This is a genomic window from Streptomyces yokosukanensis (genome assembly GCF_001514035.1).
GTDB classification, from domain to species: domain Bacteria; phylum Actinomycetota; class Actinomycetes; order Streptomycetales; family Streptomycetaceae; genus Streptomyces; species Streptomyces yokosukanensis.
The window spans coordinates 35393-49910 of sequence record NZ_KQ948212.1 but is presented as its reverse complement, the minus strand read 5'-3'; the positions used below and the strand labels follow the sequence as shown (position 1 = coordinate 49910).

13 protein-coding genes are annotated in these 14518 nt (G+C 70.8%); 4 read left to right on the top strand and 9 right to left on the bottom strand.

Translation table 11 applies throughout. From position 1 onward, the window contains the following. Nucleotides 1-85 precede the first annotated feature (85 nt). Genes AQI95_RS18095 through meaB form a run of 3 tightly spaced genes read left to right on the top strand, consistent with a single transcriptional unit; the run spans nt 86 to nt 5071 of the window. A complete protein-coding gene (locus AQI95_RS18095; protein ID WP_067124200.1) occupies nt 86-1885 on the top strand; it encodes a methylmalonyl-CoA mutase family protein in 1800 nt (599 codons plus the stop codon). Beyond that, nucleotides 1885-4059, top strand: a complete 2175-nt coding sequence (gene scpA / locus AQI95_RS18090; protein ID WP_067124198.1) for a methylmalonyl-CoA mutase — start codon at nt 1885-1887, stop codon at nt 4057-4059. The genes AQI95_RS18095 and scpA overlap by 1 nt, the downstream gene beginning before the upstream one ends. Nucleotides 4060-4066: 7 nt before the next feature. Next, nucleotides 4067-5071 carry a methylmalonyl Co-A mutase-associated GTPase MeaB gene (gene meaB / locus AQI95_RS18085; protein WP_067124196.1) on the top strand — a complete coding sequence of 335 codons (1005 nt, stop codon included), beginning with the start codon at nt 4067-4069 and terminating at the stop codon, nt 5069-5071. Between the two features lie 54 nt (nt 5072-5125). Here the strand turns inward: meaB and AQI95_RS18080 are convergent, their stop codons facing one another. The 4 genes from AQI95_RS18080 to AQI95_RS18065 form a co-directional block, all read right to left on the bottom strand. Beyond that, nucleotides 5126-6064, bottom strand: coding sequence for an RNA polymerase sigma factor (locus AQI95_RS18080; protein ID WP_067124195.1), 939 nt, complete (start codon nt 6062-6064; stop codon nt 5126-5128). A gap of 153 nt (nt 6065-6217) precedes the next feature. Beyond that, on the bottom strand, nt 6218-7576 hold the full coding sequence (locus AQI95_RS18075; protein ID WP_067124193.1) for a carotenoid oxygenase family protein: 1359 nt from the start codon (nt 7574-7576) through the stop codon (nt 6218-6220). Next, complete coding sequence (locus tag AQI95_RS18070) at nt 7573-8298, bottom strand: alpha/beta fold hydrolase (protein WP_067124191.1); 726 nt, start codon at nt 8296-8298, stop codon at nt 7573-7575. The genes AQI95_RS18075 and AQI95_RS18070 overlap by 4 nt, the downstream gene beginning before the upstream one ends. Continuing rightward, on the bottom strand, nt 8295-8924 hold the full coding sequence (locus tag AQI95_RS18065; RefSeq protein WP_067124189.1) for a hypothetical protein: 630 nt from the start codon (nt 8922-8924) through the stop codon (nt 8295-8297). The genes AQI95_RS18070 and AQI95_RS18065 overlap by 4 nt, the downstream gene beginning before the upstream one ends. Before the next feature lie 189 nt (nt 8925-9113). On the opposite strand from AQI95_RS18065, the gene AQI95_RS18060 reads away from it, so the two are divergent. Beyond that, nucleotides 9114-9779 carry a GyrI-like domain-containing protein gene (locus AQI95_RS18060; protein WP_244188777.1) on the top strand — a complete coding sequence of 222 codons (666 nt, stop codon included), beginning with the start codon at nt 9114-9116 and terminating at the stop codon, nt 9777-9779. 21 nt (nt 9780-9800) lie between these two features. On the opposite strand, the gene AQI95_RS18055 is transcribed toward AQI95_RS18060, so the two are convergent. The 5 genes from AQI95_RS18055 to AQI95_RS18035 form a co-directional block, all read right to left on the bottom strand. Next, complete coding sequence (locus tag AQI95_RS18055) at nt 9801-10733, bottom strand: arylamine N-acetyltransferase family protein (RefSeq protein ID WP_107121681.1); 933 nt, start codon at nt 10731-10733, stop codon at nt 9801-9803. A 77-nt stretch (nt 10734-10810) separates the two neighbouring features. Next, nucleotides 10811-11206 (bottom strand): pentapeptide repeat-containing protein, encoded by a 396-nt coding sequence (locus AQI95_RS18050; protein ID WP_067124185.1) that lies wholly within the window; start codon nt 11204-11206, stop codon nt 10811-10813. Between the two features lie 17 nt (nt 11207-11223). Further along, on the bottom strand, nt 11224-12261 hold the full coding sequence (locus AQI95_RS18045; protein WP_067124183.1) for a BtrH N-terminal domain-containing protein: 1038 nt from the start codon (nt 12259-12261) through the stop codon (nt 11224-11226). Then, complete coding sequence (locus AQI95_RS18040; RefSeq protein WP_067124182.1) at nt 12258-13016, bottom strand: DNA alkylation repair protein; 759 nt, start codon at nt 13014-13016, stop codon at nt 12258-12260. The genes AQI95_RS18045 and AQI95_RS18040 overlap by 4 nt, the downstream gene beginning before the upstream one ends. Continuing rightward, nucleotides 13013-14518, bottom strand: coding sequence for a B12-binding domain-containing radical SAM protein (locus AQI95_RS18035; RefSeq protein ID WP_067124179.1), 1506 nt, complete (start codon nt 14516-14518; stop codon nt 13013-13015). Before AQI95_RS18035 ends, AQI95_RS18040 begins: the two co-directional genes overlap by 4 nt.

Below are 14518 nucleotides of genomic sequence, written 5' to 3'. Positions count from 1 at the left end.
GCGGCGCGGATCACAAAAGCAAGTGGAGAAACCTCACAAGCGGATTCCCACGCTCGCTCAAGCGCCCTGCCCTAGCATCCGAGCCATGACGGTCCTGCCTGACGACGGGCTCCCCCTGGCCGCCGAGTTCCCTGACACGACGCACGAGCAGTGGCAACGCCTGGTCGAGGGTGTGCTGCGCAAGTCGGGCAAGGATGTCTCGGGCGCGGCAGCTGAGGACGCCCTGTCCACGAAGTTGGAGGACGGGCTGCGCACCCGGCCCCTCTACACCGCGCGCGACGGCGCGCCCGACCCCGGCCTGCCCGGCTTCGCGCCGTATCTGCGCGGCGGCCGACCGGAGGGCAACACCGCGGGCGGCTGGGACGTGCGGCAGCAGCACACCGCCCTCACCGAGCACGCCGTGCTCGCCGACCTGGAGAACGGCGGCACCTCGCTGTGGCTCGTGCTGGGCGAGGGCGGCTTCCCGGTCGCCGAGCTGGGCCGGGCGCTGGAGGGCGTCTACCTCGACCTGGCGCCGGTCGTCCTGGACGCGGGCCGGGACACCGAGCGGGCCGCCGAGACGCTGCTGCGGCTGTACGCCGAGGCCGGCGTGGACGCGGGGGCCGTACGCGGCAATCTGGGCGGCGACCCGCTCGGGTACGAGGCCCGTACGGGCACGGCCCTGGACTTCGCGCCGTACGCCGCCCTGGCCGCGCGCTGCGCCGGGCAGTACCCGGGCCTGCGCGCCCTGACCGTCGACGCGCTTCCGTACCACGAGGCGGGCGGCTCGGCCGCTCAGGAGCTGGGTGCCTGCCTCGCCACCGGTGTGGCCTACCTGCGCGCCCTGACCGAGGCCGGGCTGAGTGCCGAACAGGCCGCGGCCCAGCTGGAGTTCCGTTACGCGGCCACCGCCGACCAGTTCCTCACCGTCGCCAAGCTGCGCGCCGCGCGCCGGCTGTGGGCCCGGGTCGCCGAGGTCTGCGGGGCGCCGGGTGCGCAGGTGCAGCACGCGGTGACCTCGCCGGTGATGATGACCCGCCGCGACCCGTGGGTGAACATGCTCCGCACGACCGTCGCCACGCTGGCCGCCGGGGTGGGCGGCGCCGACTCCGTCACCGTGCTGCCGTTCGACCACGCGCTGGGCCTGCCCGACTCGTTCGCCCGCCGCATCGCCCGCAACACCTCCACGATCCTCATCGAGGAGTCCCACCTGGCCCGGGTCATCGACCCGGCGGGCGGCTCCTGGTACGTCGAGCGGCTCACCGAGGAACTCGCGCAGGCCGCCTGGGAGTTCTTCCGGTCGATCGAGCGCGACGGCGGCCAGGCGGCCGTGCTGCGCTCCGGCCGGCTGCGCACCGACCTCGCGGCGACCTGGGCGGAGCGCTCCGAGAAGCTCGCCAAGCGCCGTGAGCCCATCACCGGCGTCAGCGAGTTCCCGCTGCTCGCCGAGAAGCCGGTGGAGCGCGTGCGAGCGCCCGAGCCGCCGTCCGGCGGGCTGCCCCGGGTGCGCCGCGACGAGGGGTACGAGGCGCTGCGCGCCCGCTCCGACGCCCATCTCTCGGCCACCGGCGCCCGCCCGCGGGTCTTCCTCGCCACGCTGGGCTCGGCCACCGAGTACACCGCGCGTGCCACCTTCGCCGCCAACCTCTTCCAGGCGGGCGGCATCGAGCCGGTCACCGAGGGCGGCTTCGAGGCCAGCGGCGCCACACAGGCCGTGCTGTGCTCCAGCGACGCCCTGTACGCCGAACAGGCCCAGCAGGCCGCCGAGTCGCTGCGCGCGGCCGGTGCCCGGCATGTGTTCCTGGCGGGCCGGGGCGACTACTCCGGTATCGACTCGTACGTCTTCGCGGGCTGTGACGCCGTGGATGTGCTGTCCGCGACCCTCGACCGCATGGGAGTGTCCTGATGGGAATCCCCGACTTCTCCGGCATCGAGCTGGGGACGCCGGCCGCCGACGGCAGTGCCGAGGAATGGCGCTCGGCCGTCAAGCGGGCCACCGGCGGCGAAGAGCCGCTGTGGGAGACCCCCGAGGGCATCGGGGTCAAGCCGCTGTACACCGGCCGCGACCTGGAGGGCCTGGACTTCCTGGGCACCTACCCGGGCGCCGCGCCGTATCTGCGCGGCCCCTACCCGACGATGTACGTCAACCAGCCCTGGACGATCCGCCAGTACGCGGGCTTCTCCACCGCCGAGGAGTCCAACGCGTTCTACCGGCGCAATCTGGCGGCCGGTCAGAAGGGCCTGTCGGTCGCCTTCGACCTGCCCACGCACCGCGGCTACGACAGCGACCACCCGCGGGTGACCGGTGACGTCGGCATGGCGGGCGTGGCCATCGACTCGATCTACGACATGCGGCAGCTGTTCGACGGCATCCCGCTGGACCGGATGACCGTGTCGATGACGATGAACGGCGCCGTGCTGCCGGTGCTCGCGCTGTACATCGTGGCGGCGGAGGAGCAGGGCGTACCGCCCGAGAAGCTGGCCGGGACCATCCAGAACGACATCCTCAAGGAGTTCATGGTCCGCAACACCTACATCTATCCGCCGAAGCCGTCGATGCGGATCATCTCCGACATCTTCGCGTACACCTCGCAGCGGATGCCCCGCTACAACTCGATCTCCATCTCCGGCTACCACATCCAGGAGGCCGGTGCCACGGCCGACCTGGAGCTGGCGTACACGCTCGCGGACGGCGTCGAGTACATCCGGGCGGGCCGGGAAGCGGGCCTGGACGTGGACGCGTTCGCGCCCCGGCTCTCGTTCTTCTGGGCGATCGGCATGAACTTCTTCATGGAGGTCGCGAAGCTGCGGGCGGCGCGGCTGCTGTGGGCCAAGCTGGTCTCGCAGTTCGAGCCGAAGAACACCAAGTCCCTGTCCCTGCGCACCCATTCGCAGACCTCGGGCTGGTCGCTGACCGCGCAGGACGTGTTCAACAACGTCACGCGTACGGCCGTGGAGGCGATGGCCGCGACCCAGGGCCACACCCAGTCGCTGCACACCAACGCCCTGGACGAGGCGCTCGCCCTGCCGACCGACTTCTCCGCGCGCATCGCCCGCAACACCCAGCTGCTCATCCAGCAGGAGTCGGGCACCACCCGGGTCATCGACCCGTGGGGCGGCAGCGCCTACGTGGAGCGGCTGACCTACGACCTCGCCCGCAAGGCCTGGGCGCACATCCAGGAGGTCGAGCAGGCGGGCGGCATGGCGCAGGCCATCGACGCCGGTATCCCGAAGCTGCGTGTGGAGGAGGCGGCGGCCCGCACCCAGGCCCGTATCGACTCGGGCCGGCAGCCGGTGATCGGCGTCAACAAGTACCGGGTGGACAGCGACGAGCAGATCGAGGTCCTCAAGGTCGACAACTCCTCGGTGCGCGCCCAGCAGATCGAGAAGCTGCGGCGGCTGCGCGCGGAGCGGGACGAGCAGGCCTGCCGGGACGCGCTGGACGCGCTCACGCGGGCGGCCGACGGCACGGAGAACCTGCTGGAGCTGGCCGTCCACGCGGCCCGCGCCAAGGCGACCGTCGGTGAGATCTCCGACGCCCTGGAGAAGGTGTACGGCCGGCACGCGAGCCAGATCCGTACGATTTCCGGCGTGTACCGCAACGAAGCAGGCCAGTCCCCGAACGTGGACCGCACCCGTGCCCTGGTGGACGCCTTCGAGGAGGCCGAGGGGCGCCGCCCGCGCATCCTCGTCGCCAAGATGGGCCAGGACGGCCACGACCGCGGCCAGAAGGTGATCGCGACCGCCTTCGCCGACCTCGGCTTCGACGTCGACGTCGGCCCGCTGTTCCAGACGCCCGAGGAGGTCGCCCGGCAGGCGGTCGAGGCGGACGTGCACGTGGTCGGCGTCTCCTCGCTGGCGGCGGGCCATCTGACCCTCGTACCGGCGCTGCGCGAGAAGCTCGCCGAGGAGGGCCGCGAGGACATCATGATCGTGGTCGGCGGGGTGATCCCGCCGCAGGACGTGCCGACGCTGCTGGAGATGGGCGCCACGGCCGTGTTCCCGCCCGGGACGGTGATCCCGGACGCGGCCCACGACCTGGTGAAGCGGCTGTCGGCCGACCTCGGCCACGAGCTGTAGAGCCGCGATGGCCGCGATCGATCTCGACGCATATGTGAAGGGCGTACTCGACGGCAAGCGGGCCCTCGTGGCCCGCGCCATCACGCTGGTGGAGTCCATCCGGCCGCAACACCGGGCGCTGGCACAGGAGTTGCTGACCCAGCTCCTGCCGCACAGCGGCCGGGCGCGGCGGATCGGCATCAGCGGGGTGCCGGGGGTCGGCAAGTCGACGTTCATCGACGCGTTCGGCACGCTGCTGACCTCGCTGGGCCATCGGGTCGCCGTCCTCGCCGTCGACCCGTCCTCGACCCGTACCGGTGGCTCCATCCTGGGTGACAAGACCCGGATGGAGCGCCTCGCGGTCGACCCGGACGCCTTCGTCCGGCCCTCCCCCAGCGCGGGCACGCTGGGCGGGGTCGCGAAGGCGACACGGGAGTCGATGGTCGTGATGGAGGCGGCGGGCTACGACGTGATCCTCGTGGAGACCGTCGGTGTGGGCCAGTCGGAGACCGCGGTCGCCGACATGGTCGACTCCTTCCTGCTGCTCACGCTCGCGCGCACCGGTGACCAGTTGCAGGGCATCAAGAAGGGCGTCCTGGAGCTGGCCGACGTGATCGCCGTCAACAAGGCGGACGGCCCGCACGAGCGGGACGCGAAGGCCGCCGCCCGCGAACTGGCGGGCGCGCTGCGGCTGATGCACGGCAAGGACGCGTTCTGGAGTCCGCCGGTGCTCAGTTGCAGCGCCCGTGAATCGACCGGCCTCGAGCTGGTGTGGGAGCGCCTGGAGCAGCACCGGGCGCTGCTCGACTCCGCCGGGCGGCTGAGCGCCAAGCGGCGCGATCAGCAGGTCGGCTGGACCTGGGCGATGGTCCGCGACGAACTCCTCGGCCGGCTGCACGCCGACCCGGCGGTGCGCGAGGCCGCCCCGGACCTCGAACGGCAGGTCAGGGAGGGCAGGTTGACCGCGACCCGGGCCGCGGAACGCATCCTGGAGACCTTCGAGGGGCGTACGCCGCCTGCGCCGGGAGCCTGAGACGGCCGCGCCCCGCGGAAGGTGATTCCGCGGGGCGCCGTCGGGAGCGGGCGTTCAGCGCTTCGGCCCGGGGAAGACCACCCGGAGCCTTTGGACGCGTCCGTCGCGGCGGAACATGAGCCAGGCCAGGGTCGGCGGGCAGGGGTCGGTCGCATCGACCGGGTTGGTGACGTCCATCTCCCAGATGGTGATGTCGCGGCTGGCCACCACATGGCGCAGATGCTGGCGCACCCCCTTCTCCAGGACCTCCCCCATGACCGGGGTGGGATGGATGCGCTCCCCCGGCCGACCGAGGATGCCGACCAGTTCGGTCTCCGCCGGCCACAGTTCGGAGATCTCCCGGGGCAGGGCGCCGCGTTCCGATGCCCGCAGCGTCGCCACGGCCTCGTGCCTGCTCTCCTCGGTGAGCGCGGTCGCGTCGTCGTGCGACTGCGTGGCGGTCGACAGCAGCACCTGCGCCATCTTCGTCCGGGCCTGGCTCAGCCGGCTGCGCACCGTGCCGACCGGCACCTCGCACGCCTCGGCGATCTCCTGGTAGGAGGTGATGCCGCTGAAGTGCCGCAGCATCAGCACCAGCCGGAGCTGCTGCGGCAGTTCCGCCACGGCGTCCCAGATCCAGTCCCGCATCGCGTGCTGCTCGACGATCCGCTCGGGCTGGGCCGGCTCGTCGGCGCGAAGGAGCAGTTGGCCGATGCCTTCCAGGCCCGGCGACTCGCGGGTGTCGCGCAGCCGCATCCGGGCGGCGTTGCGCACGATCGCCCGGAGCCAGGCCCCCACGGCCGCGGGATCGCGTACGTCGCCGATGCGTCGCAGCGCGGTCAGCGCGGCGTCCTGCACCGCGTCGTCCGCGTCGGGGCCATGGCCGAGCAGGCTCAGCGCCACCGCGCGCATCGGCGCCTGATGGCGGGCGAGCAGCACCCCCAGGGCTCCGGTCTCGCCGGACTGGGCCCTGCGGGTGAGTTCGGCATCCGTGGGCCGGTCGAGGGGCACCATGCCTGAGCGCCTCCGCGGTGAGGTGTCACGAACCGTGGTCGGCCGGGGAGCGGGAGTGCCCCCCGTCCCCCGCGGCGACAGGGGCAGGGTAGACCCTGCGCTTCGGGTCGAGGGGGCCCTCTCCGGGAAACATCCGAGAACACCTTTCGCTCGTCAGCGCTCGGGCAGCCAACTGCCGTGGAAGCCGGCGGGGACGGGGTACGGCAGTTCCACCACGGCCTGTACGGACAGCCGCGCGGCGTCGAGGACGAGCAGTTCCCCGGCCGCGCCCTCCTCGTCCGAGACGAGCGAGAGCAGCCAGCCCTCGTCCTCGCCGGTGCCGTCCGCCGCCGGTACGAACACCGCCTCGCCGGCCCAGCGGCTGCCGGGTGTCTCGTACACCTGGCTGCTTCGGCGGGCGAGGTCGTGCTTGGCGATGCCGCCGCCGGAGACGGTGTACAGATAGCGGTGGGAGCGCCCGGTGCGCCGCTCGTCGTGCGTGGGGAACTCGGCGGCGCGGTCGTCGAGCCGGGCCTCGGTCACCGTGCCGGTGGCCGGGTCCAGGGTCCAGCGGTGCAAAACGGCCGGAGCGTCGGTCCGGCCGGGTTCCCGCACCCCGCCCAGGGCGTCCGGGCCGGTGGGCCCGCCGATGTCTCCCCAGGCCTTCTGGAACCCGGCCTCGTCGTAGCGCACCGCGTCCAGCACGATGCGCCCCCGGGGGTCCTCGTAGGCGTTGCCCACGTGGAAGACGTAGCAGGGATCGACGTCGTACCAGGTGACTTCGGTGCTGCCGGGTGTGCGGGGCATGGTGCCGAGCCGTGCGCCGTACGCCTCGTCCCACCGGTACGGCATGCCGCCGCGTCCGGCCAGGGCGGGGTCGAGGACGACGGGCAGGTCCAGCCACACGATGTGGTGCTCGGTGATGGCGAAGTCGTGCATCATCGTCGGGCCCGGCACGTCGACCACCCGGCTGTCCAGCAGCAGCCCCGCCGCGGTGACCCGGTGGTAGGTGAGGTACGGCGGGGCGAACCCAGCGCCGAACAGGTGCAGTTCGCCGGTTTCCGGGTCCTCCTTGGGGTGTGCGGTCATGGCGGTGGTCAGCCGCCCCTCGAAGTCGTACGGCCCGACGGTCTCCAGTGCCGGGGTGACCCAGTACGGAAGGCCCGCCTCGCACAGGGCGAGCACGGTGTCGGCGTGCCGGATGACATGCGTGTTGGCGGACGTCGCGGCCAGGTCGACGGTCGCGTCCTCGCGGATGAAGGGGTGCCCCTCCAACTGGCGGGTGCGCACCCATCGGTTGCGGTACCACTCGGCGCGGCCGTCGCGCAGCCGGATCCCGTGGAGCATGCCGGGGCCGGTGAACCAGTGGCCCTCGTCCCGGCCGGGCAGCGGGTTGGGGCCGTTGCGCAGATAGCGGCCGTCCAGTTCGGGCGGCAGGGCGCCGCGCACGGTGAGGTCGGCCGCGCCGTGCTCCTCGGGGACCGGGGCGAACCGGCCCCGCAGATACAGGGGAGGAGTGGTCTCGCCGGTCATGCTGTCTTCCTTGTCGCGCCGGCGGCCCGCCTGACGAGCGCGGCGACCTCGGCGGGCTCGGACACGTACACCGCGTGGCTGCCGCCGGTCTCGGTCAGGGCTGCGCCGGCCCGCTCCGCCATGGCGCGCTGGGCTGCGATCGGGATCATGCGGTCGTCGGTGGCGGCCAGATAGAAGCTGGGTTTCGTCCGCCAGGCGGGGTGGCCGACCGTTCCGCCGAGGGCGTCCAGGCCCCAGGGCACCTGGGAGTCGGCCAGGAACCGGGCCTCGGCGGCGGGCAGGTCCGCGGCGAAGGACGCGGCGAACTTCTCCCGGTCGAGGAAGAGGAACCCGTCCCTCGGCGGCAGGATCGGCGGGACGGGGGCTCCGGGCGGCGGGTCGGCGATGAGCGTGTTCACGGACTCGCCCTTGTCGGGCGCGAACGCGGTGACGTACACGAGCGCGGACACGTTCTCGTGATGGCCCGCTTCGGTGATCACCGCGCCGCCGTAGGAGTGTCCGACCAGCACGGTCGGGCCGTCCTGGGCGTCGAGCACGAGCCTGGTCGCGGCCACGTCGCCGGCGAGCGAGAGCGTGGGGTTCTGTACGACGCTCACGGTGTAGCCGTCCGCGCCGAGCAGCTCGTACACCCCGCGCCAGCCCGATCCGTCGACGAATCCGCCGTGGACGAGGACGACGTTCCGTGCCGCTCCTGCTTGCTTTGCCTGCGGTGTGCTGCTCATGCTCTGTCTGCTCCTTCGTGAAGTGGAGGATGTGCGGCGCGAGTTGTGTCGGACGAGTTGCGTCCGGCGAGTTGCGTCCGGGCCCGCAGGCGCGCCTGGGCCCGGGCGGGGTGGACCTTGGTGAAGACGGCGGGACCGAGGAGACCGACGACATGCGCGGTGATCCCCGCCCACGCCGGGGCGCTCACCGCGCCGCAGACAGCCAGGCTGACGCCGATGAAGGTGAACCCGGCACCCCAGGCGCCGGTGATGCGGTTGTTGACCTGGATGAACTCCGGCATGTCCCAGTACTCGGGGGGCGTCTGGCGCCGGGCGATGCCGAGCGTGAAGGGGCGCCGGATCGCCAGGGTCCCCCAAGCGGTGGCGGCCAGCCAGGCGAAGGAGATGACATCGGTGTGATCCGCCAGGGCCGAGTCCGGGCGGGACACGGAGACGGCGCCGACGACGGCGAAGTACACGACGGTGCTGAGCTCCAGGACCAGGGCGTCGAGACCGACGCCGCGCCGCCGGTCCTGCCGCAGGAGCAGCAGCCCCGAGGCGAGACCGCCCAGGGCGCCCCAGCGCCAGTCGAACGACGACACGACGCCGGAGACGATCCAGGGGATGAATCCGCGCAGATAACCCATTGAACGTTCCTCGGTGAAACGGAGTGGACGACGCGGACTAGATGCGGGGCGCGCCCCGAAGTTCGCACCATCGAATGTGACGCTCGCCACACTCTCGACCGGGGCCGCCGCCCCCGCGCCGCAATTCGGTCACCCGGTCGAGTCCTCGAGTCGGCTGAGCGCGCGAGGCCGCGCGGCTAGGATGCGGCCGTGGAGCCGCTCACCCCGTCCTCCGATGGAGAGAACGCCTTTATGGACAACTACGACGTCAAGCAGGAACGGCGAGACCTGTACTCGGCCAGGCGGGACCGGTTCGAGATCGTCGACGTGCCGCGCATGAGCTTCCTGATGGTGGACGGCCACGGCAATCCCAACACGTCGGCCGACTACCGCGCGGTGGTCGAGGCTCTGTACACCACGGCCTACGCCGTGCGCGCGATCGCCAAGAAGAAGGTGGACCGGACCCACACCGTCGGCCCGCTGGAAGGACTGTGGTCGGCGGACGACCTCAGCGTCTTCAAGACCCGTGACCAGGACGAGTGGATCTGGACGCTGATGATCGTTCAGCCGGGCTGGGTCACCTCCGCCATGGTCGACGAGGCGATGGACCAGGTGGAGAGAACGAAGAACCTGAGCGCCGGGCACCGCGTGAGGTTCGACGACTACGCCGAGGGGCAGTGCGTACAGACCCTTCACCTCGGGCCCTACGACCAGGAAGCTCCCACGATCGCGCGGATGCACGACGAGTTCATGCCCGCCGAGAAGCTGGTCCCCCGCGGGCACCATCACGAGATCTACCTCTCCGACGCCCGCAGGACGGCGCCGAACAGGCTGCGCACCATCCTCCGCCAACCGGTCGGTCCGGCCCACCCCTGACCTCGCCCGCGGGCGTGCCGGTCACGGTCCTCCCGCAAGGCTGGAGCGCGTGTCCCGCACCCTGGCCGCCAGCTCGCACGCCTCCTGCGCGTCGAGCTTCAGCCCGAACTGCTCCACCAGGACCGCCGCCAGTTCGTCGTCGTCCAGATGCCCCATCCGTGTCGAGGAGCCGTCCGGCGCGATCCGCGAGTACTCGCGGTTGAGCAGCCGGCGCAGTTCCCCGCCGCGCCGCTGCATCACGACCAGCTGCCCGGTGAACGGTGAATCCGGGTGGGTCGACGTGTAGTAGTTGGCCGCGTCCACATCGGCGGCGCACTGAGGGATCCCGGAGAACGAGTAGAGGAGGTTCTCCGAAGCGCCGAGCCGCTCCATGAGCCGGCGGTCCTCCCCCTCGGCGTCCAGCCGGAACGCCCAGTCCCCCTGCGTCCTCCAGACTCCGGCGGCCATCGGCAGCGGTTCGAGGAGACCGGCCCCGAACCCGACGTCGGCCAGCCAGTCGCCGTCCGCCCCGAAGGCGTGCAGGGTCAGATGGGTGCGCGGCCACGGACGGCCCGGACGCTCCCGGGGACGGGCGAGCAGCCGGCGGACCCGATAGCCGAGCTTGTCGAGGACCGCGCCGAACAGCAGACCCTGCTGGTGGCAGTATCCACCGCGCTGAGAGGTGACGAGCCTGTCCTGGACCTCGGGGATCGAAGTCGAGACACCCCGGCCGAGGACGATGTCGATGTTCTCGAACGGGATCGTCTCCACATGCGCGCGGTGAAGCAGCCGCAGGGTCCGTTCGTCCGGCCGCGCCCGATCGAGATCCGGTAGGCCGACGCGCGCCAGGTAGGCATCGACGTCGAGGTGGCGCACGCCCCACTCGTCGCCCGCGTCGGCCACCACCACCGCTTCCTTGCCGCTACCGCCGGCGGGTCCCACGGACCGCGCGGCGGCGCCCGGCGAGCTTTCCATTCCCATAGTCATCCGCTCCCATGTCTTGCGCACCCCGCAGGGCTTCGCGCCAGGGCCGACGAGCCACGTTCCGGCGCCTACGGCCAGATCGTGAGGTAGTCCGAGATCACAGCGGACCTGCGGAAGGCGGGATCGAGCACCGCTCCGGTGAGGTCCGCGCCGCTGAGGTCGGCGCCTTCCAGATTCGCCCCCACGAGCCGGCAGTTCACCAGGTCGGCCTGGATCAGGTAGGCCTCACACAGATTCGCACCTTCGAGGTTCGCCCCGCGCAGGTCGGCCGACATCAGGTACGACTCGGACAGCACGGCATCCGTGAGGTCCGCGTCGGCGAGGTCGGCGCCCCGCAGATCGGCTCCATGCAGGCGAGCGGCGCGCAGCTCCGGGCGGAACCCGCCCTGCGTCCGACGCTCGCGCACATGGAGGTTCCAGCGTTCCGGCCCCTGAACCACCATCGACTCATCCGCGCTCGGCATGTCTCGACCCCCGCTCCCTACAACGTGACCAGCGCGGACAGTGCACGCTTCTCGAGTTCCGCGGCCGACCGCACCGCGTCCGCCACCTCCTGCGCGAGGGAGGTGAGTTCCCCTCGGGAGTCGGCGGCGCCCCTCTCCAGCAGGGCGGCGCCCAGGGTCTGCCAGATCCGTCCGCTCTCGAAGAACAGCTGTGCCGGCTCGGCGTAGCGAGGGTCACCGGCCGCCTCCGAGACCTTCGTCAGGAAGCGGCCGATGATCGGCCGGAACAGCCCTCCTCCCGTACCGAACGACTCGATCTGGCGGCCCAGGTGCAGCATTTGACGCGAGAGCGCGTCGCGGACGACCACGTTGCCGGCCAGGTCGACGTCCTCGACCTCACCGTGCTTCGACTCCGGCCACGACATCGCCGCCGACGCCAGCGTCCTCATCCCGGGGACCCCCAGGTTCCTGCTGCCCGGCTTCAGCACTTCGCGGCAGAGGTTGCGCACGGCCACCGGTCCTACGCGGTCCAGCCGGGGCGCGCTGCGCTGCGGTCCGAAGACGTACACCCGCCAGTCCGGGTTGAGCGGCGGCGAGGCGCGGCTGGAGCGCGCGGCGTCGAGTGCGTCGGCGCTCACGACGACCGGCGCGTCGAAGGCCGGATCGGAGACCTCGAAGGCGTCGCCGTCGACCGCGCGCACGACGTTCACGAAATAGCCGCCGAAGGACGTGCGCCCCGCCATGCCCCAGTGCGGGAGCAGCCCGAGGTCCACCCTGGCCATGACGGCGGGAGCCGATTCCAGCAGCTTCATCAGGCCCTTGTCGGACCGTGGCGTGTGCGCGCCGACCTCGACGCCCATCAGGCGCACCGCGCGCAGCGGCATGATGGCCTGTTTGCCCACCACGATGTCCGGCGCACCGCCCGAAGACGGATAGAACGAGAACCCGAACCCGCCGTCCAGGCCGAACACGACGTCCTCGTCCACCTCGTGTCCGCCGGCGGCCAGGATGTTGCACTGGCAGGCCGACTCACAGTGGATGCCGCGTCGATGGAGATAGTCGCCCGCCGGACTCATCGGCCTGCCTCTCTGCCGAGCGACATCAGTGACGCTCGCGTCTGTCGGTCCATCTTCTCGATCGCGTACCTGAACGTGTCGCGCTTCAGGTCGCCGCTCCATCGGCGCACGAAGGCCTCGACCTCCTCGGGGTGGGCCTGGCCGGCGACCTTGAGCAACCACCCGCAGCCCTTCTGCACATACACGTCCTCGTCGTGCATGAGCCGGACGCAGTTGTCGAAGACGTGGGACAGGGGCAGCTCGTACGTCGCTCTTCCCACCCTGCGCCGCACGAACTTCACCACCGCCACGTTGGCGGCACGTCTCGCCCAGCTCGACGGGGACTCGATCCACGCCCGGGTCCGCGGAATCTGGTCGAGATGCCCGAGGAAGAACGGGTACAGCAGTTTCAGGCACAGGTCGTCGCACTGTGCCCAGTTGGAGACATGCTGTTCGAGCCAGTCGAGGCAGTGGTCGAGAAGCTCGGGTCCCAGCTCGGCCTTCGCGACCTTGTGCAGAAGCGCGAAGCCCAGGAGCACCTCTTCGTGGTGCGTCGCCCGCGACAACACCTCCTCGGCCAGGTGCAGCCTCGCCGCCGCGGGAGTGTCCGGCCTCGCTCGGACGTGGTCGTTCGCGAGGGCGACCACAGCGGCATTGCTGACTCCGAGCGCTTTGATCTCGCTCGGGAAATACCGCTGCATGCCCTGTGCGAAGGCTCCGTCCGCCTTGCTGGCGAGCTGTTCCAGGAGCTGCTCGGCCACCGCCTCGGTGTTCATCCCGGCATCGTTCCAAGGGTCAACGACACCGGTTTCACGGTGGGACGCCGCGGTGCCCGCTCCAGACGCGGCTTGTCGGCCATCACGTACTCGTACTCCTTCTGCATCTCCGCGACCGTGTCGATCGTCTGAGCCGACCTGTCGGTCAGGGTCTGGCCGCGCAGTCCCCACCACAGGTACCAGTTCTTGTGGCTCAGATAGGCGTTCCGGACGAAGTCGAGGGTTTCGTGGTCGGCGAGGATGTCCGGTTCGACGTAGTAGGCGGGTACGAAGGTGCCCTGCCCTTCCGTCATGATCCCGGCCTTGACCGCCTGGCGCTGCAACTTGGTTCCGCTGAGGATCCGGATTCCCAGATTCGCGTATATCTGGGCCGGGTTCAGATACTGCTCGGTGAACTCGATCGACTGCCGCAGGGCCGCCGAGGTCTCGCCCGGTCCGCCGAGGAAGATGCAGTGCGTGTGCTCGATGGGGCTCGCCGTGAACAGGCGGTCGACTTCGAGCACGCGCGCGAGGTCGAAGCCCTTCGTCAGGTCCTGGAGCGCCTCGTCGGTCAGCGCGTCCGTTCCCAGGTCGACCCGGATGCAGCCGGCCGCGGCCAGGAGTTCGACGAACTCCGGGGTGATCGCGTTGGGGGTCAGCTGGCAGTACCACGGTACGTTCAGCTTCGCGCGGACCATCTCCGCGCAGACCTCCATCGCGTACTCCAGCGGGAAGTTGAAGGTCGCGTCGACGATCTCGAACTCGCGGACCTCCGGATTCTCGGCCATGGCGCGCTGGATCTCTCCCACGACCTCGGCCGGATCCTTGAACCGGTCCCCCTTTCCTTCGGTCTTGCGGATGATGCAGTACGAGCAGTACAGCTTGCAGCCACGCTTCGTCTGCAGGGTCTCGATCGCCGGCTGCGTCTCCCGGGTGAGGTCGGAGGCCGCCGAGACGCCCTCCTCGAAGTAGCGTGGATCGTAGACGCTCCGGTCCGGTTCCAGGGCGCCCACGTCGAACGAGGAGTTCGAGGGGTTCTGGCAGTAGCGGCCCTCCGGGTCGAGATAGCACAGGCCGGAGATCTCCCCAGGACTGCCGCCGGATTCCAGGAAGTCGAGGAGCTGGACGATGCCCGCCTCGCCCTCACCGGCGATGCCGAAGTCCGGCTGGGCGTACTCGAAGAAGGACATCGGTTCCACGGAGAATCCGGAGCCGCCGAGCACCACCTTGGCCGAGGTGAACTTCCGTACGCACCGGACGATCTTCTCGGTCATCGGACCGAAGAAGATCGGGTCGATGAACGTGAGATTGTCCAGATTGCGTACGGCGATTCCCACCACGTCGTACGTGTTGGTGGTCAGCCGCTCGCGAACCGCCTTGAGTTCGCGTGACTCCCACAGCAGATCCAGCACATCCACCTGGTGCCCGGCCCGTTTGAGGGCGGCGCTGATGTAGGCCATGCCGATCGGCAGCGCGGGACGAGGTACGCGGATCTTGTTGGTGGAGATGAGTAGAACACGCAT

Bases quoted from the DNA above. Each gene is read 5' to 3' on its own strand.
- AQI95_RS18095 (WP_067124200.1), top strand. From the start codon at position 86: ATGACGGTCCTGCCTGACGACGGGCTCCCCCTGGCCGCCGAGTTCCCT.
- scpA (WP_067124198.1), top strand. From the start codon at position 1,885: ATGGGAATCCCCGACTTCTCCGGCATCGAGCTGGGGACGCCGGCCGCC.
- meaB (WP_067124196.1), top strand. From the start codon at position 4,067: ATGGCCGCGATCGATCTCGACGCATATGTGAAGGGCGTACTCGACGGC.
- AQI95_RS18080 (WP_067124195.1), bottom strand. From the start codon at position 6,064: ATGGTGCCCCTCGACCGGCCCACGGATGCCGAACTCACCCGCAGGGCC.
- AQI95_RS18075 (WP_067124193.1), bottom strand. From the start codon at position 7,576: ATGACCGGCGAGACCACTCCTCCCCTGTATCTGCGGGGCCGGTTCGCC.
- AQI95_RS18070 (WP_067124191.1), bottom strand. From the start codon at position 8,298: ATGAGCAGCACACCGCAGGCAAAGCAAGCAGGAGCGGCACGGAACGTC.
- AQI95_RS18065 (WP_067124189.1), bottom strand. From the start codon at position 8,924: ATGGGTTATCTGCGCGGATTCATCCCCTGGATCGTCTCCGGCGTCGTG.
- AQI95_RS18055 (WP_107121681.1), bottom strand. From the start codon at position 10,733: ATGGAAAGCTCGCCGGGCGCCGCCGCGCGGTCCGTGGGACCCGCCGGC.
- AQI95_RS18050 (WP_067124185.1), bottom strand. From the start codon at position 11,206: ATGCCGAGCGCGGATGAGTCGATGGTGGTTCAGGGGCCGGAACGCTGG.
- AQI95_RS18045 (WP_067124183.1), bottom strand. From the start codon at position 12,261: ATGAGTCCGGCGGGCGACTATCTCCATCGACGCGGCATCCACTGTGAG.
- AQI95_RS18040 (WP_067124182.1), bottom strand. From the start codon at position 13,016: ATGAACACCGAGGCGGTGGCCGAGCAGCTCCTGGAACAGCTCGCCAGC.
- AQI95_RS18035 (WP_067124179.1), bottom strand. From the start codon at position 14,518: ATGCGTGTTCTACTCATCTCCACCAACAAGATCCGCGTACCTCGTCCC.